This is a genomic window from Paenisporosarcina sp. HGH0030, assembly GCF_000411295.1.
GTDB lineage: Bacteria > Bacillota > Bacilli > Bacillales_A > Planococcaceae > Paenisporosarcina.
Map to the genome: position 1 here is coordinate 2,143,669 of NZ_KE150421.1, position 20,802 is coordinate 2,164,470.

Annotated in this window: 21 protein-coding genes; 6 read left to right on the forward strand and 15 right to left on the reverse strand. The window is 39.8% G+C overall.

Annotated elements, in window-relative coordinates; genetic code table 11:
- Positions 1–22 precede the first annotated feature (22 nt).
- Complete coding sequence (locus HMPREF1210_RS10280; RefSeq protein WP_016428611.1) at positions 23–2,050, reverse strand: penicillin-binding transpeptidase domain-containing protein; 2,028 nt, start codon at positions 2,048–2,050, stop codon at positions 23–25.
- 327 nt (positions 2,051–2,377) lie between these two features.
- Here HMPREF1210_RS10280 and HMPREF1210_RS10285 point away from each other — a divergent pair, with 327 nt between their 5' ends.
- From HMPREF1210_RS10285 to HMPREF1210_RS10295, 4 genes are all read left to right on the forward strand, one after another.
- A complete protein-coding gene (locus HMPREF1210_RS10285; RefSeq protein ID WP_016428612.1) occupies positions 2,378–3,340 on the forward strand; it encodes a S8 family peptidase in 963 nt (320 codons plus the stop codon).
- Positions 3,341–3,514: 174 nt separating this feature from the next.
- Positions 3,515–3,673: a YvrJ family protein gene (locus HMPREF1210_RS17710; protein ID WP_016428613.1), complete on the forward strand. Its 159-nt coding sequence runs from the start codon at positions 3,515–3,517 to the stop codon at positions 3,671–3,673.
- A gap of 73 nt (positions 3,674–3,746) precedes the next feature.
- Positions 3,747–4,364 (forward strand): sigma-70 family RNA polymerase sigma factor, encoded by a 618-nt coding sequence (locus HMPREF1210_RS10290; RefSeq protein WP_016428614.1) that lies wholly within the window; start codon positions 3,747–3,749, stop codon positions 4,362–4,364.
- Positions 4,364–4,624: a helix-turn-helix domain-containing protein gene (locus HMPREF1210_RS10295; protein ID WP_016428615.1), complete on the forward strand. Its 261-nt coding sequence runs from the start codon at positions 4,364–4,366 to the stop codon at positions 4,622–4,624. Before HMPREF1210_RS10290 ends, HMPREF1210_RS10295 begins: the two co-directional genes overlap by 1 nt.
- 248 nt (positions 4,625–4,872) lie before the next feature.
- Here the strand turns inward: HMPREF1210_RS10295 and HMPREF1210_RS10300 are convergent, their stop codons facing one another.
- The 9 genes from HMPREF1210_RS10300 to HMPREF1210_RS10335 all read right to left on the reverse strand — a co-directional run bounded on the left by HMPREF1210_RS10300 (position 4,873) and on the right by HMPREF1210_RS10335 (position 15,414).
- Positions 4,873–5,517, reverse strand: coding sequence for a hypothetical protein (locus HMPREF1210_RS10300; RefSeq protein WP_016428616.1), 645 nt, complete (start codon positions 5,515–5,517; stop codon positions 4,873–4,875).
- Positions 5,514–5,660, reverse strand: a complete 147-nt coding sequence (locus tag HMPREF1210_RS18055) for a hypothetical protein (protein WP_016428617.1) — start codon at positions 5,658–5,660, stop codon at positions 5,514–5,516. Before HMPREF1210_RS18055 ends, HMPREF1210_RS10300 begins: the two co-directional genes overlap by 4 nt.
- A gap of 141 nt (positions 5,661–5,801) precedes the next feature.
- Positions 5,802–6,938 (reverse strand): DNA polymerase III subunit beta, encoded by a 1,137-nt coding sequence (gene dnaN, locus HMPREF1210_RS10305; protein WP_016428618.1) that lies wholly within the window; start codon positions 6,936–6,938, stop codon positions 5,802–5,804.
- Positions 6,939–7,175: 237 nt separating this feature from the next.
- Positions 7,176–7,628: an HIT family protein gene (locus tag HMPREF1210_RS10310; RefSeq protein ID WP_016428619.1), complete on the reverse strand. Its 453-nt coding sequence runs from the start codon at positions 7,626–7,628 to the stop codon at positions 7,176–7,178.
- A gap of 239 nt (positions 7,629–7,867) precedes the next feature.
- Positions 7,868–8,656, reverse strand: coding sequence for a hypothetical protein (locus HMPREF1210_RS10315; RefSeq protein WP_016428620.1), 789 nt, complete (start codon positions 8,654–8,656; stop codon positions 7,868–7,870).
- Between the two features lie 4 nt (positions 8,657–8,660).
- Positions 8,661–12,488, reverse strand: coding sequence for an AAA domain-containing protein (locus HMPREF1210_RS10320; protein WP_016428621.1), 3,828 nt, complete (start codon positions 12,486–12,488; stop codon positions 8,661–8,663).
- A gap of 436 nt (positions 12,489–12,924) precedes the next feature.
- The gene (locus HMPREF1210_RS10325) at positions 12,925–14,085 is read right to left on the reverse strand and encodes a hypothetical protein (RefSeq protein WP_016428622.1); all 1,161 of its coding nucleotides are present in this window, start codon (positions 14,083–14,085) and stop codon (positions 12,925–12,927) included.
- Positions 14,069–14,602, reverse strand: a complete 534-nt coding sequence (locus HMPREF1210_RS10330; RefSeq protein ID WP_016428623.1) for a sigma-70 family RNA polymerase sigma factor — start codon at positions 14,600–14,602, stop codon at positions 14,069–14,071. The genes HMPREF1210_RS10325 and HMPREF1210_RS10330 overlap by 17 nt, the downstream gene beginning before the upstream one ends.
- Positions 14,603–14,808: 206 nt before the next feature.
- On the reverse strand, positions 14,809–15,414 hold the full coding sequence (locus HMPREF1210_RS10335) for a TetR/AcrR family transcriptional regulator (protein ID WP_016428624.1): 606 nt from the start codon (positions 15,412–15,414) through the stop codon (positions 14,809–14,811).
- 120 nt (positions 15,415–15,534) lie between these two features.
- Here HMPREF1210_RS10335 and HMPREF1210_RS10340 point away from each other — a divergent pair, with 120 nt between their 5' ends.
- Complete coding sequence (locus HMPREF1210_RS10340; RefSeq protein WP_016428625.1) at positions 15,535–16,080, forward strand: hypothetical protein; 546 nt, start codon at positions 15,535–15,537, stop codon at positions 16,078–16,080.
- Between the two features lie 232 nt (positions 16,081–16,312).
- On the opposite strand, the gene HMPREF1210_RS10345 is transcribed toward HMPREF1210_RS10340, so the two are convergent.
- The 5 genes from HMPREF1210_RS10345 to HMPREF1210_RS10365 form a co-directional block, all read right to left on the reverse strand.
- Positions 16,313–17,326, reverse strand: a complete 1,014-nt coding sequence (locus HMPREF1210_RS10345; RefSeq protein ID WP_016428626.1) for a hypothetical protein — start codon at positions 17,324–17,326, stop codon at positions 16,313–16,315.
- On the reverse strand, positions 17,313–17,660 hold the full coding sequence (locus HMPREF1210_RS10350) for a PadR family transcriptional regulator (protein ID WP_016428627.1): 348 nt from the start codon (positions 17,658–17,660) through the stop codon (positions 17,313–17,315). Before HMPREF1210_RS10350 ends, HMPREF1210_RS10345 begins: the two co-directional genes overlap by 14 nt.
- Before the next feature lie 199 nt (positions 17,661–17,859).
- Positions 17,860–18,597, reverse strand: a complete 738-nt coding sequence (locus tag HMPREF1210_RS10355) for an ABC transporter permease (RefSeq protein WP_016428628.1) — start codon at positions 18,595–18,597, stop codon at positions 17,860–17,862.
- Positions 18,598–19,500 (reverse strand): ABC transporter ATP-binding protein, encoded by a 903-nt coding sequence (locus HMPREF1210_RS10360; protein ID WP_147640306.1) that lies wholly within the window; start codon positions 19,498–19,500, stop codon positions 18,598–18,600. It lies immediately after the preceding gene.
- Positions 19,501–19,894: 394 nt separating this feature from the next.
- Positions 19,895–20,308: a hypothetical protein gene (locus tag HMPREF1210_RS10365; protein ID WP_016428630.1), complete on the reverse strand. Its 414-nt coding sequence runs from the start codon at positions 20,306–20,308 to the stop codon at positions 19,895–19,897.
- 224 nt (positions 20,309–20,532) lie between these two features.
- Here HMPREF1210_RS10365 and HMPREF1210_RS10370 point away from each other — a divergent pair, with 224 nt between their 5' ends.
- Complete coding sequence (locus HMPREF1210_RS10370) at positions 20,533–20,721, forward strand: hypothetical protein (RefSeq protein ID WP_016428631.1); 189 nt, start codon at positions 20,533–20,535, stop codon at positions 20,719–20,721.
- The last annotated feature ends 81 nt before the right edge of the window (positions 20,722–20,802 follow it).

The window sequence follows — 20,802 nt, forward strand, 5'->3', positions numbered from 1 at the left end:
AGTCCCCTTTTTCGATGCTTTTCTATTGATTTTCTCCCGTAGGTGCAAAGACTCTCGATACAAGCTCAGCTACATAAGCACTGCCTCCGTTATCTTCCACCCCTTCAATCATCATCGCCAAAATGAAATCTGGATTCTCTGAGTTGTAAGTAACAAAAAATCCATTTTCCCTACCCTTATCTTCCGAAGCCGCTTTAAGTTCTGCCGTTCCCGTTTTTCCTGCAAGTGGAACCGACGGCAAATTGGCAACTTGTGCAAATCCATCCACTACAACGTTCCGTAGGCTAGTTCTAATAATCGACGCATTTTTTGCACTCACAAGTCCTTCCTTCCAAACTTGAGCGTCTTCTTCCTCCAAAAACAAGGTAGGTTTATACATCAGACCTTCTGTCAGAAAGACTTCATACATCGATGCAAGATGAAGGATATTGGTCAACATTTCGCCTTGGCCGAATGACGTATCCGCAAGCTGACCTTGTGACCCAATTGTCCCCTCATTTGAAATTTGGGAAGGCTTCATCCCATAAGTGAACGGGATTTCTTCATCGAAACCGAAACGCTTCAGTCCTTCCACAAATGTCTTACTCCCCATATCAAGTGCTTGCTGCGCAAAGTAAATATTGTCCGAATAGACGAGAGCTTTATTCAAATCAATCGGATTTGGTGCTTCGGCGTGGACACGCGTGACCTTGTAATCGCCCCAAGATGCATCTTTTTGCCATGTCTTTCCGTTAATCGTCAGCCCTTCAGTTGGATTAAGTGTTCCCGCCTCCAACCCGATTGTTGCCGTGATCGGTTTTAATGTCGATCCCGGAGCGTAAGAGGCTGTAAAACGATTGAACAACGGTTTCAACGGGTTCGTCTCAAGTGCTTTGTAGCGCTCGCCACTGATTCCCAGCATAAACTCAGTCGGATTGAAACCCGGGGAACTGACAAGAGTTAGTGTCTCACCAGTTTTGGGATTTACGGCCGCACTCGTACCCGCTTCGCCACGCATGGCTTGATACGTTTGTTTTTGTAACTGGGCATCAATCGTCAATGAAACCGTTTCCCCGTCTACTGCCGGCCTTTCTGCAACCGTTACCGCTTCGGCACCTTCTTCTGCTTTATCGATGTAGATACGAATCCCGTTTTCTCCCCGCAGTCGATCTTCGAGTAATCGTTCCAACCCTTGTCTGCCAATTAGGTCGCTTTCTGTATACCCTTCATCTTTGTGCTTTTCCAACTGTTCCGCTGTAATCACACCGATAAAGCCAGATAAATGGGAAAGTGCTTCTCCATACGGATATTCACGCATCGGTGTTTCCTTCCGAGTGACGCCTGGAATTTCAGCAAGCTTTTCCAGTAATGGAATGTCATTGTTCGAAACTTTTGCAATCGGCACAAAATAATCAGGCTTGACCCAACTCTGGTTCAACTGACTGTCAATGTATTTTGCTGTAGTACCGAGGAGCTCGGTTAACTCCGCTTTTTTCTCGTCATCTGTGAACTTCCCTGGCACAATTCCGATTTCATAACCAGTTCCATTCACAGCAATCGGGAGTCCGTTGCGGTCAAGAATTTCACCACGTGCAAAAGTCGATGTTGAAATCCGAATCGTATCTTTTTCTCCTAGCTCAGGAAAAATGAATGATGAATCCCACTCCACAAACCAATCCTCTATCTCATCGTTTGTTTCGTAGACCAAAGTCATTGTTTTCTCGAATTCAACCGGTCCAGCAACTGTTTCCATTTTTACTTGTATTGGAAAACTTGCCGGTTTCTCGCTGTCCCACTCAATATCTTTAGCTGGCTTCGTATACGTTACTTCCACATTTTCGATACCTAAATCTTTTTGCAGCTTTTCCTGCCTTTCCACAAAACCTTTCTTTCCATATGTGTCTTTCGTTTCTTCATTCAGATAGTTGCTATACATATCAGCGAATTCCCCATTGTTCCAATGCCCCAAATATTTCGCCAATCGTTCCTCCGGTGTCACCTTATCCCGACAACCTGAGAGGAAGATGACGATCAAAAAAAATGCAGCGAATACTGCCCATCCCTTTTTCATTTTTTACCCTCCTTCTTTAGTAGCGTTTCTAACGGCCAGTGATATTTGTATATTAATGGTAACACACTATGGTTGAACTTGATAAAATCTCCCTAGTTCCTAATTTCAAATAAGATTGAGGTGGGAAAAATTGCTCAAATATTACTTTTTATTGCTATGAACTTTAAAAATAACAGCCAAATAGTAATTTATAGTAAAATATTGTTATAAATTACCTATTATTTTCTTCCAATTAATGCTACCTTTGAATCTATTTTACTTTTCAGAATATTGATACTATTATTATACATCCAGATTTCGCTTACTAATAATTTGAGGAGGGGGAACATGGAAAAATTAGTACAATTAATACCGTACAGCGTAGTAGAGCAACTGGACATGGTGAACGAAATTCCAAAAGGGGTCGAAATCATTCAAGCCCCTGAAATGTGGAACGAAACAAAAGGAAAAGGCATTACCGTCGCAATTTTGGATACAGGCTGTGATACGAACCATCCTGATTTAAAGGAACGTATCATAGGGGGGCGCAATTTTACGAATGATTACAAAAAAGACCCTGAGAAATTCGAGGATAATAATGGTCATGGAACCCATGTGTGTGGAACGATTGCGGCAACGCTCAATAACCAAGGTGTCGTTGGTGTTGCTCCGGAAGCAAGCCTCTTGATATTGAAGGTTCTTGGAAGAAACGGTTCTGGTCAATATGATTGGATCATCAATGCCATCCATTATGCAATTGAACAAAAAGTAGATATTATCTCGATGTCTTTAGGTGGGCCATCAGATGTGAAAGAACTTCACGAAGCTATTATCGAAGCGGTCAATCAAAAGATTTTGGTAGTGTGTGCTGCGGGTAATTCAGGCGACGGCCAAGATTCAACGGATGAACTTGGATATCCTGCCTGTTACAACGAGGTAATTAGTGTTGGGGCTGTTAATATGGAGCGCGAGTCCTCTGAATTTACCAATTCCAATAACGAAGTTGATTTGGTCGCACCCGGTGAAAAAGTGACGTCCACATATTTAAACGGAACGTATGCCACTTTAAGCGGCACTTCAATGGCGACCCCTCACGTAACGGGTGCCTTGGCATTAATTAAAATAATGGCGAATTCATCGTTTAAAAGAGAGCTGACCGTTCCCGAATTGTATGCCCAACTAATCAAACGGACGGTACCGCTTGGAAACTCTCCCAATATTGAAGGAAATGGCTTAATTTATTTGACACTTCCAGATTATATTAAAACAGTTTTCGATCAAAAAATAGTAGAATCACTTGTTTCAATATAATAAATAGCAGGTGCCTTTGATTAAAAGGCATCTGTATTTGCGATTGTTTCGTTGCTTACCTAGTTCTATGCATAAATATCAATTTTTTTCAATAAACTTTTTCAAGGAGTTGTGAAATGGTCGCATCTATCTTCTTTATCAAATAAATACTAATAAAGAAGGCGGGGATATTTCATGAGTACAGTAGATGTTCCATTATGGACGACAGTAATAGGTAATTTTGGATTTCCGATTGCCATCACTATTTATCTTTTCTATCGATTTGAGAAGAAAATTGAAAAATTGGAAGATGTCATTTTTCAGTTGAATGAAGACATCAAAGATTATTTATAACAACGAAATTGAAGTTTCTTTAAATTTTTTTAACCGCTTAACCGAACTAGCGTTCTTTGCGGGGGGTATAAAGATGAAAGAGTTATTCGATCATCATAATCAAAGTGTTGAGACTTACTGGGATAAACTGGAGAAACACCGTCAAAATCCTATCATCAAATCGTTTTTGGAAATTCCAGAACATATTGCATTGTTGATAGAAGTCAGGAATCAACCCACTGCCGAATTAAAGAAGAAATTAGATGATACGTTCAGGGAATTTTACTTCAACATCAGATTTACCACTTATTTATCACAAACCATTTATTTTAATGCAATCAATTACGATAAGAAAATTAAACTGATCTCCGAACGGTACCAGTTAGTTTTGGACAGACCTTTAAAAGAAGATGGTGAATTAACATTCCTTGATTTACTGAGTTCTTCGGAAAACATGGAAAATACGGATATTTTCATTGCTTCATCCACTATTGGGGACCATTTGACAAGCTATGAGATTTTTCATGCGATTCAATCACTCACAGAAAATCAGCAGCAAGTACTGAGTTTGGCTTACATTTATGGGTTGAACGATTCCGAAATCGCATGCAGCCTGAATAAATCCCAGCAAGCCGTTTCCAAAAGTCATACAAAAGCATTAAGAAAGATTAGAGAGATAATAGAAACCGAACTGAGAAGGAAGGGGCAGTAATGAGTGAAAGTTTATTTACTTTAGTAAAGCAGTCAAGAACGGATAACGATTCACTGGCCATCGTCATTGATTTGTTTGCTCCGAAAATTGATCGCTCTTTACATCAGACAAAATGGCAACACAGGGAAGACTTGTCCCAAGAACTGAAAATCAAATTGCTTGAATGCATCCGAAATTATGAAGTCGATAACATTCCCGGCTATTTTCAAATGCTCGACCTCTTGGAAGGACAAGATGCTCAATACTATGAGCAAAAATAATTGGCTTGTTTTTGGCGACACCGACAAAGCATAGCCATTTCCTAAAACTCCTCCTTTCTAAGTTGATCGGAGGTCTTTTGCTGAAGTTGGTGAATTTTTGTACTGGGATTATCCAAAGATGGTGTGTTTTCGTCCATTCGGGATACATTTCCGTCCACTCAGTTTGTTTCTTTGTCCGCTGGCGATAGGTTTTCGTCCACTCGCAGAGTGTTTCTGACCATTAGTGATGACTTTCCGTCCACTCATCACTAATTGACTATAGCCTCCCTCTGACTCTTCTCCAATAGATGACTAGTGCCACCACTTACATGATATTCCGATATTTCCTTAAACCGTGCTTTCACTTCTTCTCTCTTATTCATGATCAAATGTTCGGTGTAGCCCCATTTGTTCTTGATCAGGAAATCTACGCCTTTGTCATAGTAATCAAACGGGTTGGTGTATTGGAAATAAAGTTTAAGCATAAGAATTTCATCAAGAGCATCTGCTTCTACCAAATCTTCTTCATTCATTTTCATTGAATAATAAAGCATGAATTGACCTGCATACTCTCCTCTTAATATTTCCACAACGCCAAGGCTAAATGTAATAGCTGCACTCAAATCGATTCTCACTTTCGGTAAATAGAATGTGGCATTACGGATATACTGAGTCGGGGTGATTCCCATCCCCACATTCCCATACCTGCTCCCTTTCCATAATTCCAGAAAAGCTTGATAGTGATTCTTCTTCAATCGTTCCGTTTCGAAATAGGCTAGGCTATCCATGTTATACCATTCATCTACAGAATAAGTTTCAAAGTCGTCGTCAAGAACGATTATCGAGACAATTGCATAATCGAATCCGTGAATTAATTGTTCTGCATCTACTATTTTCTCAATGAAATCAATCATCCGTTCATTACTCCCATCTTCTTTGCTTTATAAACATCTTCCACTTCATACTCCCCGATAATTCGAACGAGCTGGTATCGGTCCTTTCCATGCTCAATTACAGTGTACGTTCCACCGATATGCTCTATTTTCAAGTTTTTCATATTCATCTCTCCTTCTACTTATATAAGGTACTTTTATTTTCTAAATTCCCACGGGTAGAAGAAAAAAATGGTTATGAGCTGTAAGTAAATAGAAGAAACGAGCTGCGACTAGGTCACAACTCGTTTCTTAATTTTTGTCATTTAATACGTTCGAACAGGTACTATTAATTGCAGTACTGCGTCATCGTGAACAGAATTCAAGATAAATGGACGCATGGTTCCTGTAAATTGAACTTTTATATCGTGGCCACCAAAAGCTTTTAACGCATCCATCATATATTTTGCACTGAAGGAAATTTTCAGCTCTTCTCCTTCAATAGATGTTGCCTGAATTTCTTCTTCTACTTGTCCCACTTCGGGTGAACTGGAGGATATTTCAATGACGTTTCCACCCAATGAAGTTAATCTCACAATATTATTACGTTCTTCACGTGCGAGTAACGAAGCACGATCAATTGCTTGAAGTAAAGCCTTTCCATCAAGCGAGATTGTCGTATTATATTCGTTTGGAATCAGCCGGGATGTGTCTGGATAATTCCCTTCTAGCAAACGCGAATAGAATAATACACCTTCTGTTTTAAACAACACTTGCTGTTGTGTCATCATAATATGTACAGGCTGGGAAGAATCAGCAATGACTTTATTTAATTCACTTAAGCTTTTACCAGGGATTACTACACTGAACTCTTCCTCGGGCAATTGCTTTAAGTTCATTTTCCGCCGTGCCAAACGGTGACTATCCGTCGCTACACACTGAAGAACTCCGCTTTTCAATTGCCAGTGAACACCGGTTAATACTAGACGGGTTTCTGATGTAGAGACTGCAAATACTGTTTCACGAATAGTGGATTTTAGTAAATCTGCTGGAATGCTAAACTGTCGATTATCTTGAATTTCAGGAAGTAAGGGATAATCAGAAGCATCCAATCCGATTAAATGAAATTCTGACTTACCTGAACGAATATGCGTCCGATTTTGCTCATTGACTTCAATTTCAACAGCATTTGTTGGCAGTTTTCGTACAATCTCATTAAACATTCTGGCTTGTAACACAATAGTTCCGTTTTCAAAAATATTGATAACCTGTTCGCCATTTTCTTCGGCTTTTATAAAAGTTTGAATCGTGATATCGGAATCACTACCCGTAATATGTAAACCTTCTTCTGTAAGTTCTAATTTAATCCCGGTTAAAATGGGAATCGTTGTCTTAGAACTTACGGCTTTCATTACATCATTTAACCCATCTAATAATCGTTCACGTTTGATTTCAAATTTCATTATGATACCTCACTTGTATGTATTTTTTAAAATTGAACATTAAAAAGTAATACGATGACGATTAATACTGACTGGATTGAAATGGGTAACCTCATTACTTCTTCAATTTGATCTGTCTTTTCATATTGTAAAGGCTATCCACTCATCTTTTTGTCGCTTCATGTCGAACCACGACAAATATTTAAAGACCGCTGAAGATTAAAATTCAGCGGTCTGATAATAATTAGAATGTTATGGTTAGAATAACTCACTAATCACCTTTGCTAATTCATTGCGTGTTCTAGGTAGTTTTTCTTTAAGGTCTTCATTGTCCCAAGGTTCTTCTGTATAGAAACTTGCGAATGATTGATTTTCATATCTTGGCACAATGTGCATGTGGTAATGTGATAATTCATCGATTGTGCCACCGTTTTGACAAACCGTTATTCCATTGGGATTAAATATATTTTTTAAGGCTTTTGAAAGTAGTTGAGATGCTTTCATTACAGCAATTGCAGTTTCTGAATCAAATTCATCAACATAGCGAAAATGCTGCTTAGGTAATATTAAAGTATGTCCTTCGTTAAATGGATCATGGTCTAAAATGCAACAAACGAACTCATCTTCATAAACCACGTGAACAGATAAATCTTTTTTTGCCAACGCGCAGCCCATACATTCCATACCTTCAAGCTTATGATTAACTGTCATTTAGCTCACCTCATTTATATTAAAGCTACGTTAAATGTTGATGTTCCGCAAAACAGCTACGCTTTCCTAGGGCGAGCGCCAAGACTCCTCGGCGCTTGGGAAACCGGTGTTTCTGTTTCGGCATCGCTACGCTAGCTTTGAAAAATGGTAGATTGTTGCATCGCTAAGCTAGCTTCGAAACATGTAAGTGCGTTGGAACTGAGATCAACAATATTGTTTAACAGAGCTTATTTTAAAAGTTATGATATCGGCTGATCAAAGTATTGTTTTCTTAAACGGCTTGCTTCCTTTTGGTTAAGTTCCGTTTCAAATTGCACATCGAATTGACCCGTCCACGTATTCCAGACACGAATAAAAACAGTATCTTCAGTTGTGTCATGCATGTGGAATTCGAAGCAAGCTACTCGTAATGTGTCTTGCAGTTCAATTGAGCAAATCTCTTCAATCTGTTTCTGACCGTTCTCCACTATAAATTCGAAGCCAGAGTCCTCGATGATTTGTATAATTTGTGAGTCTTCCAGTTCGTTCACATTTAATTGATTGTTGTCTTCACCAAAACGATAAACAGGAAGTTGATCGTCTGTCTCTACTGACGTTTGATTGGTTTCCCTAATGAGAGCATCGTTATGATAGGGACTGAATGCAACTTCGACCTCTTCCTCCAAGGAATCATGTACGAACGTACCTACTTTCAGTTGTTCCATCCCAAGGTCGGTCAGTCGATAGAAACCTTCATTTATCTCAACCATCTGATTTTGTATCATCAGCTTCAGCATATGATCCACAAAAATGTTTTCCACCGCCAGCAATTCGCTGATTTCTTCAGTGTGTTTGACGTCCAGTTTCCCCAAAATCTTCAAGATCATTTTCATCAGGACATCCATTTGACTTCGGATACCCGTTGTCATCTGAATGTTCGCAAGCTGAAGCAGAAACCCCCAACTCTCACTTCCAAGCAAGCGCAGATGGCGTTGTTCCAGCAACACGGTCGATACTTTCGACATTTCTGTATCAAGTTGTTTGCTCATAAAATCACTTCCTGCCTGCGTTAGTTTCCAATTGTTTCAATCCCTCGTATTTCTCTACGACATTCAATACGTGTTGGAACATGATCTTTTGGGATTCGCCGTGGGCTTTTTTCGTGAACATGTCCGCACTGCCGACAATCATAAGAAGTTCACGTGCTCGAGAAAGTGCCACGTTTAATCGTCGGTAATCCTTTAAGAACCCAATGTTCCCATCCTTCTGGTGATGATTACGCACGAAGCTCAGAATGATAACATCCATCTCCATCCCTTGGAATTTATCGACTGTTCCTGTTCGGCAATGAAGGTGAGGCAGGTCGAGTTCTTGGCTGAGAAGACGATCCACTTTTTTCACTTGTTCCCCGTAAAAACTTATGACGCCTACTTTCTTCTTCACGTTGGCATTCAGACGGCCATCTTTTTTCGCGTGAGCTGTCGCCTGATCCAAATCCAGTAATAATTCACGGATTTGTTTGAGCTCAGCTGCGTTGTAATAGCTACGGCTATGCTGCTCCCGCTCCTCAAGAAATCCTTGCTCATTCGGCATATCGTACCAAATGATATGCTGCCCACGTTTGAACAGCTTGCCATCCAGCAAGTGATCCCGATCTTTGTTCGAATCAGCCAATCCGCATTCCAAACCGTAATTGTTTTCACGGTAAAATGGGTTGATTGTTTCCATTATGTGCTCATGCATGCGGTATTGAATGCGAAGCGTTGCCTTACTGTCTTCAGGCAAATCATTGAACAACCGTTCAAAAATGGACTCTTTCAAAATCGATGTCAAATCAGCTTTCTCTTGTGCATCGGTCATATCTTCGAGCACTTCGTCCATTGTGTCCTGTCCCACCAACGGAGGCAGTTGATGATGGTCGCCAACCAAAATGATTTTCTTCCCTTTTAACATCGGCAGCAGTAATTCAGGTGGTGTTGCTTTTGATACTTCATCAATAATGACCACATCAAAATCGGGATACTGTGTCACAAAATCCTTACTTGCCGAAATCGAACACGTCACACCAATCACATTCGCATACTGAATATACAACTTCTTGATTTCATCCATATCATAAGCAGTTGATTGTCCCAGCATATCCTGCCACTCGAGGCGAATGTCGTTGGAAACGTTCAGGAAAGTTTCTTTTCGTTTTAATTCGATTAATTGTGCTGACGTATTCTCGAAGTTCGTTTTCACTTCGTTCAATAAAGCATCTATATCGATAATGATGATTGCTTCTAATTCAACCACTTCATTATTGATCGTCGATTGCTTGAACTGTTCGTCAGTCAATTTTTGTGCTAAATCTGCCATCGTATCTTGGATTAGGTTCATTTCGTTTTCACGTTTTTGCATAACCTCTTGTTGCACGGAAGTTGCTTGTACCAAACCTTCTACGTAGCTCTCTTCTGTTCCCATCCGCTCAAGCTCTGCCTCTTTTTCCACAAGAGCCTTTTTGATTTCGACCATTGGAACAAGTACTTCTTGATTGGGTATCGTTTCACGCATACCGGAAAGATTCTTTTCAATAGAATCAATTTCTTCAACCAGTGCAGAAAGTTTTGGAGTCAATAAAGTGGTCTCTGAAGCTAACTCCTGCAGACGTGTTACAAGAGTTTGTCCAACGACTTCTTTCAGCTGTTCAAATGAAGTCAAAATTTCATTCTTTATTTGCTCGTTTCCTTGTGCACCATTACGTGTTAATCCAACATTTCTGGATGCTTTCAGGACCATCATATGTTCATAAATTGCCGACAATTTTTGTCGGTCCGTTTGATTTAACGGCTCCCGGAATGCGTTCATTTGTTTGGCATAATCCCGAAATGCGTCTACCACTTTTTTTACATACCGATCTTCAAGCTTCACTCCAACAACATGAGGCATCATCGATATCTTTTTTGCGAGCATCTTCATATTGTATTGATGCGCGTTTAGTTGCTGTTCTGCATAAATAATGGCTTTATTCAACGTGTCATCCACTTCGGAATGATTCCCAGTTTGAATCGAAGCTTGATAGTTCATACGCAACTGTTCCATATGATGAAGAATCGAGTTGATTTCAGAAGAACGAGCCCATGATTCCTGCCCCATCAACTTTTGTAATTCAGGGATTTTCTTAACATTTGGGATTTGTTTCGCTATATGTTCTAAAGTCGCTTGCTGAGCAGAGGCCTTCTTCAATTGGTCCACATAATCCTGATGCTCATTTCTTCTCTGTTGAAGAGATGTTGCCGTTTGTAAATATGCTAACTGTTTTTGAAGTACTTGAACTTCATCATTGAGTTTAATGTGAAGTTTAGCAAATTCACCTGTGCCCGAAAAAAGAGATACTTGGTCATTCAACCGTTCATATCGGCTTTTTGCATCCTCAAAAATGTCCTGACTCATAATCAATTGAAAATCAAATTGATCTTTTTTTCGCTTCAACTCTTGAACGTATGACTGACTTGACTTCAGTTCGTGCTGAAGTCTGTTCAAATTTTCTTTGGCTTGATTCTTTTCCGTTTTCTTCGTTTCAAGAGTCTCTATTTCACCCTTCAGACGGTCGATTGTTGCTTCAGTTTCTTTAATAGAAGTAAGAAGAACCTGTCCATCTTTTTCAAACTGGTTTACATGCGTCTGGATCGACAAAAGCGTCTGTTGCTTCCAGTAAAGAGCAACTTGTTCTTCAACAAAACGCTGCCCTTCTTCCTCGATGCTTTCACTTCGACCGATTCGTAAAATTCGAATGTCCTGATCCGTCAGTAATTTACCCAGTGCATTATCAACCGCCAAATTCGATTGTGAGGCTACTAGCGTTTTCAAACCCATTTTCGCATGCTGATAACAAATTTCAGAAATAACCGTGGTCTTTCCTGTTCCGGGTGGCCCTTGTATGACATACATATCCTGTGCGGCAATAGCGCCTTCTACTGCCTGTCGCTGAAATTCATTCAGATTTTGCTTGAAGGTCAAATCTTCCGGAACCTTCCCTTTTCGCACAGTCGGACGTTTCTCGAATAACAGCTTTTCCAGGTTCGCATTAACTGCCCAGCCATTTTCCAGACGCTTGAACCCATCTTTCAAACGATTAATTTGTGCCATTTCCGCTACATTATCGAATGCGAGCTTCCCGTTTGCCGGCACTCGCCATTTTCCCGTTCGTGCTTTTTCCTGAAGATCCCTAGCAAGTTCTACATCAATGGTTCGTTTGCCCATTTGCACCTGCACAACATTCCCAAGACTTTGGTTCGTAGCTACTAACTTAACAGCCGACTTTTTGTAATACTTATCAAACCCATTCGGCAGTTTGTGTAGCTCAAATGTGACTTTACGGAAATCCAGACTTAAACGGGCATTCCGGATGCCAATTTCAAGTCTTTCTACATCGGCATTACGCTCCATTACCCGTAAATAAGATTCCCAGCTTGAAATCCGTTTTTTTACGTACTCCGATCGGTCGGAAGCAATAGGTAGAGACTGAATAATCCTATAAAGAGCGAGCGTCATTTCCGTAGACACCAAACCTTTACGGTCAAATGCCATCCTCATCTGCAAATGGCGGTTATTTCCTAATTGAATACGCTTTTTAGTTATATAGAAATGAACGACCTCAAGTCCGTTACCAATCCATTCGCACTCCATGACTGGCGTACCTTCAATGGCTTCTGACTCTATATATAAAGACACGCGTTTTTGATTCGTCTGTCCATCTGAAAGGCGTTCCATATGAACATCCACAACTGGAGATACATTCAACAAGTTCGTCATCTCTTCAGCCATTTTCGGTTTATTTTTCTTAAACCGGCTGCTCACGGCTAAGTTACACCGTGTTATTTCACTTACTATCACACTCACCTCTAAAACACTCCTAACCCGTCCAAACCATATCTTCCTATTGTAAAGGATAGTTGTCCTCAAATCGACCGCTCATGAAGAATCCTTTTTGCCCTTTTTTGGAATTCATTATCACAGAAAAAAGCGACTGAAGTTGTATTTCAGCCGCTTTCGAATTTCGTTATGAAATTCCAACAATATTTCAATGATCTTATTTTAAGGAATTATAAGGTCCCTTTTAAGGTGTTCTTGTTCAAATAATGTACCATCAACCATCGAATTTTCATGGGAGTTTTACAAAAGAAGATGGTTACTAAACTTCTATATGACCTAGTATGCTATAATTTTTTTCGTTTTTTTGTCTCACTTATGTATTCAAAGAAACAACCAAGCTGATTTCTTTTAAAATGCCAAAAATAGTCAACCCAGCATGAGTGGGCTGACTATCCTCGATCACCTATTTAGATTCATTAACTTTATGCAGGTACATCGAGCGTTGCGCACCTTCCCCATTCACAACTAATGTGCCGTCCTTCGTGAATCTGGGTTTCACGAGTCGTTCGTTTAGTTGTTCGAAAGTCGAAAGTGCTACAACACCATCTTTCTTGAATTGAAACAATTTCACTGTATTTGTATCTTTTACTGGAACACTCAGGGCTACATAATCACCATACACGGCGTAAGCTTCAAATGTTGGTACGTCTACTTCATAAAATTTACCGTCCTTAAAATCGATATAGCCTAGGACTACTTCTTCATCCTCGTTTTGGAGCTGAGCAAATATTTTATCGTTGGTCAGCGTAACATTTACTGCCATTTCATAAGGTACCGTGTATTCCCTCACTTCTGAGGATCCTTGCAAATCGTGTACATAGAATGTCACCATGCCATCTTCACCGAATTGCTGTCTTTCAGGAATTACAATCAAGCCATCATTAATAGCCGCTTTACTATTTGATCCGTTCACCAGTTCCTGGATCTCTTTTGTTTCTCCAGTCGGTAAATCCATCGCGACATAACCTGTATAACTGTGATCTTCATTTCCCATAAACATATATGTCAATGTATCTCCTTCTATTTGCAGATCACTGAGACCCATATTTGGAAATTCTTTGATTTCCGAACTCGTCCGATTTAATACATATAATTTCAATGAGCTAATTTCTTCCCATACGAGCCATTCATCATTGACGGCCAGGTTAAAAATACGAGCGTCTTCTTTTGGTTCAATTAATACCTCTTTCGTCTTTGTCGCAATTGAATAAGAATAAATGGCTTCATGATCGGTGTATATCATTTCATTTGTTTCATCCACATAGTGAGCGTTGATTAACGAATCATACTCAACACCTGGAATGGTGACTTCTGTTAACAAATCATGTTCAGATGAATGCAACGCTTTTTCCTCAGACCATTCTTGTATATACGGGAATGCAAGAAAACAGGACAAGCCAATAATTGCCACGCCAACGAGGGGTTTCAAAAGCCGCTGATTGAAAATGTTCGGTCGAGACATTCGTTGGTTCGCTTCCATCAAAATTTTACGTTTGTGCTCTTCGGATAACGTAAGTTGTTCTGGTATAGTAGCGTCCAATTGACGTTTAATGTTCTCTTGCATGTTCAATCTCCTCCTCGCTCATCGTTAATCTCGCTTTTTCCCGGCCTCGGGCCAATCTAGTTTTCACTGTGTTTGCGGAACACTTCAACACTTCTGCGATTTCTTTGACCGAAAGTTCGGCATAGTAATGAAGCCACAATACTTCTTTATTTTTAAGGGGAAGTTTTTCAATCAATTGTGCTACATAATGGATGCTTTCATTCTTTAACAACGTGTCTTCCGGAGTTTGTATATTTACAAGCAAAGCTCCCGCCAGATTGGTCAGTTCTGTCTTTCGGTAAGTCCAGCTTTTAAAGTAGTTATGACATTCGTTGACTGTTATGCTATATAAATATGTTTTGACACTGGAGCGTCCCTCAAAGTCTTCAAGGTGTATGTAATAGCGGATAAATACTTCTTGGACAATATCTTCTGCTTTTGTCTGATCTTTTACAAAGGCATAGGCGAGGCGGATTAAATAATGTCCATATTCATTCATTGCTGCGGTCAGTAATCTGTCTCTTTCTTGCTTATCCAAATCCTTCCCCTCCTTTCTTTCTTTCTTTCTTACCTGTTAGACAAAGCAAAACGAATGTTGGTTTCATTTTTTTGAAAATTCTTTTGCATTTTGGATGGATATACGATCCAAGAAGTTTTTCTTCTGGATACCATCCCTGTTATTAATAGAAAAGCACCCCTAATCGGATTGACAGTCGATTGGAGGTGCTTCTTTTTCAATTCAATTCACAAAAATATAGAACTATTTAATGGATGAAGAAGTAGGAGATTAACGTGTTTAACAATAATAGGAACGATACGCTCTCTCGTCAGGCGCACAGGTGCAAACAGGCAATGGATGGCGAGTCCATCCACCAACGCATACAGTGTTTCGATTTCTTCCTGAAGTTCAATTCCTGGTTTCAATCTTCCGTGTGCTTCCAGTAGAGAAAGGAGTTGCTCTAGCGCCTGCAAAATCCCATCATCTCCCTCGAATTTATGACGGAATTGGACATTGGCCATGAAGTGGAACCAAACTGTCATTTCGAGACGGGACTGGTCATCCAAAGGAATAATTTCCAAAGAGAAATGAACAAGCAACTCATCCATTGGTATGTCCTGTGCAAACTTTTTCTCAATCCGTTCCGTCACTCTTTCTTTCACCAACTCCATCGAATAGCTCAACAGCTCTTCTTGAGAAGAAAAATAATGGCGCAAAGAACCTAATGATAGATTGGCTTCATCGGCAATCGCCCGGACAGTTGTTCCTTCAATCCCTTTCTTCATAATCATTTCCCACGTGGCTTCTGCAATAATTTGTCTTCGTTCTTCGTGATTCACTTGTTTTGGCATAGGTTTATTATAGCGACTAATGTACAGTCAGACAATCTTTTTAGAACACTTGTATTAAATAAAACTTGTGGTATATTTTAATTAATACGAACGTACTAAATAAAACATGGAGGTGTGCACATGAATGGAATTGCTTGGGCCATTGTCATCTGTGAAATTTTATTTTGGTTATTTATCGTCAGTGGGCTTGTTGTTCGCTATCTAGGAAAAAGAGAAAAACTTGGGTTTATACTTTTAGCAATGACACCTTTGGTGGATTTGGCACTACTTGTATTAACGGGATTCGACTTGTACAGAGGTTCGACTGCCACGATGGCACATGGAATTGCTGCTATCTACATCGGGGTTTCCGTGGCTTACGGTAAATCGATGATTCGCTGGGCTGATGATCAGTTTTGTTTTTATATCCTAAAAAGCAGGAAGAAGCCCGCAAAAAAAACGGGAATGGCTTTTGCTAAACAAGATTTCCTCAATTGGATTAGGCATCTCTTCGCCTTTTTAATCGGTGCTGGGTTATTACTCGGTTTGACAATATGGGTGGGCAATGCCGACAGAACGGAAGCTTTTCAACAAATTCTTTGCGTATGGGCGATTGTACTCGGCATTGATTTACTCATCACCTTGAGTTACTTTATCTGGCCACGCCCAGCGAGGCATTCAGCCTAACTCTGCAAGTATTGATAAAAATAAAGGAACAGCTTTACAAGTGAAATTCAGCCATAATTAAAAGAGACTCCATAAATTGAAAGTCTCTTTTAATTTGCTTGATATTGGATATAAGAAATGAATTTTAACGCCTGCATATGTTATAGTTTCTCATTTTTTAACACCAAGCGGACGCTTTTCGTTACGCATGTTATGGCCAGTTAAGTTATGTTCAACCTAATAAAAGCCAAGCTTATTGTTTAAGTGGACCCAGTAGTGAAATTTTTGCTTTTCGGTATCCCTCAAAAATATCAATGGCCGCAAACACTACACACACGATGATGATGCTTTGATATGCCCAATCATACAGGTTGGAATCAATCTTCAGTTGTTGCAAATAGACAACGAACTGCTCACTCAAAATCGAATCGTTTCCAATGATTGTCGCTAAAACCACCAAAGTAATGAGGTGTGTAATGGTATTCAGACTTGCAACTTTTATCGTCCATTGTCCGACAAAACCTTTATACAATGCCAGAGCTACCTCCAATACAATTACAAGGACTACTAGCAGCCAGTAAGAATTCAGTATTTCCTGATTAAAAATGGGGAATTGAAATTTGATTCCGTTCGCTCCATCTTCATAGATTCCTACCAATTTAGCAGCGTTGAAGTAAATAGCTACCCAGGTGGCCGTCCATATTAGACTGCCTAAAATCATACATTTTTGAATGGCTTTTTTCTTTGGAATTGGATTTACGTCCTTTAAATCTTCCGGAGTCCATTTCTTCATACTCATCGTGAGTGGTGCCTGGTCTCTGGATTTGTCCGTCCATTCAATGACAGCAAAGACCAAAGTCAACCAAAACGCTGTTTGCATGGCCGTGCTCAACAATTTCCAAATGGCTATTCCGAAAACGTTGAAAATGACGGTTATTATTTCTTCATCCCCTTTAACCGAAACAAGTGCATCCGCCACCGAAGCAATCAGTGTGATTGTCAAAGCGATTGGTAGGATAAGTTTCAACAGATTGATATATATATCGAAATACTTCGGTCCGATTAGATGCATGGGCCGATCCAAATAATTGTGTGCCATCACTGACGGATTGCCAAGCTCGGCGAGCACTGCCTTCACTTGAGCTTCGGTCGGTTCATCGGGAAGCATGTCTTCTATGGTAGAACGCAATTCTAAAGCAATGTCTTCCCTTGTGTTTTCAGGCAACCTTCTTGTAACTTCATGGATGTACAAATCAATCCACTTCATCTTGTTCGTCTCCTTTCAATAATCCGTACAGTTCTTGTGATGTTTTTTCCCATTCTTCTTTTAGCTGTTCAAAAATTTTCACACCGAATGCACTCAATACGTAATATCGGCGCGGTCTGCTCTCTGTTGTCTCCCATGTACTGGTCACGAGCTCTTGTTTTTCTAAACGCCTCAATAATGGATAAAGTGTACTTTGATCAATTTTGATGCCGTTCTTTTCCAATCTTTGGACGAGTGAATAGCCGTATTGTGGAGTTCTCAATTGACTCAATACCGCCAAAGTTAATGTCCCCCTGCGCAATTCAGTCGTCAAAGAACCCAATAGTTGATTCATTATTTCACCTCTTTCTCTATACTGTATGTCGCACACCTTCATACTGTACATCATACATTATTGTATTCTGAATAGTAAATTAAAATGAAGACTTATGAAAAAGAAAAAGAGACTTTCAATTAATTATTAATTGAAAGTCTCTTTTTGTAGCTGAAAGAAAAAATGAATCACGGGAACTTAATCATTATCGCCAGATTTCTTACACCGCTTGCTGTTTTTTACGAATATACAGGGACAGACACATGAACAATACTAGATAAAATGCCAAAATGGCTATGTTTTTCACTTCAGGGACATTTCCACGAATGATTTCCCATGCCCCGTTGCCGTAATTGTATGCGGGCAACCAAGACCCCAATGTTTGGATTGTTTTCGGCAAGACTTCCATTGGCATCCACATACCACCTGTGATAGCCAGAAGCATATAAACCATGTTACTGACCCCACTTGCTGTTTCTACCTTCTTCATTGTCCCAACCAGGACACCAATACCAAGGAAAGGAATAGAACCCAATAAAATCCACAATCCACTCATTATCCAGTCCATCGCAGGCAAGGATACCCCATTAATCAAAACCCCTGCAACGAAAAGCACAACAATTGACAATACATGAATCATCGTTTGCCCCAACATTTTCGACAGGAAATAGACCATTCCAGAGAGCGGCGTCACTTTCATGAATGTTGTCCAGCCCTGTGATTGTTCCTGTACCATCCGTATGCCCAACGTCATGATGGCACTTCCCATTACACTGAACGTCGTAATGGACATCAGGAAGTGAGCATTCCATAGTTCTCTGTCAGGAACATCCGTATTCATGATTTTTGTAAAGATCACATAAAACACAATTGGCATAAAAAGTGACCAGAAAAGATAATATGGGTTACGGAAAATCCGTAAACCTTCAATTTTGCATTGATTTAGGAACATATTCATTTAGATGACCTCCTGCGGTTCAATTGTCAATTGTTCAAATGCTTCCTCAAGACGTCCTTTTTCAACCGCAATATCACTTACTTCAAATTTAGATTCAAAAATTTTATGTAAGACCGCATCTGTGTTACTGGTGAACACATGAATCCGTCCGTTCTTTTCAAGGACTTTTGACACGTAGGGCTCTTGAAGGAAAAGCATTTCAGATTCCACTTTTGAGGCAATGAATGAAATAGACTGAGTCAAAAGATTGCCTTTGATTTTTTCAGGGCTTCCGTCCGCAACTATTTTTCCTTTATGGAATAAAATGATTCGGTCAGCTATATCATCCGCTTCTTGCAAGTAATGCGTGGAAAATAGAATCGTCTTTCCTTGGTCGGCCAGTGTTCTCACGGTATCCCAAAAAACTTTACGTGCTGCTATATCCATTCCGACCGTCGGCTCATCAAAAAACAAAAGATCCGGATTACCCGCAAGTGCTAAAGCAAATCCGACTCTACGTTTTTGGCCACCCGATAGCTTTTCAGTTCGTTTGTTCAATTCTTCTTCGTTTAATCCCGTTAAGCCGATTAGCTGATCGAGCGACAGCGGTTCTGGATAGTAACTTCTAAACAGACGGATGATTTCCTTCACCTTTAGACCATCCATCAGACTGACTTCCTGCAGCATCACGCCTATTCTTTCACGAACCTTTAACTCTTTCGCATTTGATTGGAACAACTTGGATTCGCCACTTGTCGGATGCAATAGGCCAAGCATCATGAGGATGGTCGTGCTCTTGCCAGCCCCATTAGGACCTAGAATCGCAACGACTTCTCCTTTCTCAACCGAAAACGAAACATCGTCCACCGCTTTATTGTCTTTAAATGTTTTTGTAAGTCCTATAATTTCAACAACTTTTCCCAATCCTTCAGCCCCCATTAGCATTATGCTTTTTCTCTTTGAAATTTACGTTCATATCCAGTCGATTATGTCTTGAGATACACGCATTTGGCTCTCCCCTTTGTTACATCCCTTCCATCTCGATGGCAAAATGAATCCCACTAGTTGAATGTCCATTATCAATGACTTGTTATAAATTCCTTCATGCATGTAAACAATTGCGCAAGTGTACATTTTTGTTTTCGTTAAGAGTTACAGAAATCCCTCTTTTTTACAATAACTAATATAAAGTTTCGCTAAGTTATCCCGCGCCATGCCTTCTCTATTAACTAATGTGTAGTCCATGTTGGCTCTGGTTGGACGAGTTGGTCCTTTACACAAAAAAATGGCCAATCCACATTGGACTGACCATGATCAATTACTTCTTATAGATTTCTTTATAAGCAATGACTTGCAACGCCAACATTTCTTCTTCCGTTAAGTCCTCGTTGAGGGCCTGCAATACTTCTTCTTTAGATGCAGATCCACTTTTCACTTTTGCTTGTAAATCTTGAAGCTTAGTGACGCCAACCTTTTTGACCAGGACGCGTGTGGCTTCTCCTTTAGTAGTAAAAGGCAATGTACTTTCATCTGCCGACTCGGCTTCCTTCATCATTTCCATCAGTTCAGGGTCATTTTCTATATAGGATTTCACTTCATTTATTTGCCCACTAGCCTCGAGTTCCGTTGAAACGGAATCAACCACTTTTTCCGAAGCGACATTGGTTCCGAAATAATAAAGTCCATAGCCTGCTAGTCCTAAAATCAGGATTACAACTAACAATTTCTTCATCTTCTCACTCCTTTTACGGTGCATTCTATAACAGACGTCTGGGAACACAAAAAGTAACAGCTTACATCTGTTCAATTTTTACCAATTATTTTTTTATTTTTTGTATCATTTGATTATTTATGGCATATACATATTGAATGTGGTCAAAATTGAAACCATGTTTTCATTAGAATGACATGTAATGAAATGATCATACGCAAAAACTAAAAAGAGAAGGTGAGTACATGATTAATCATTATGAATTGCAACAAATGATGGAAGCGAAAAGAATGGAGATAGATCGTCAAATTGAAATGCAGTCTTATTTCTTACAGGGAGAGCAGACAAAAGAAAGTTTGAGTCTGTTGGAACTGTTCAAGAAAACGTTCAGCAACCGAAGAAATAGCAAGGACGATTATTGTGAAAATTGCTAGAAGCTTAGATAAGCATGAGGGAATTGCGTTACTTCTTTCATTATCTTGATAAAAACTTTGACATACAAGTTAATTTGTTAT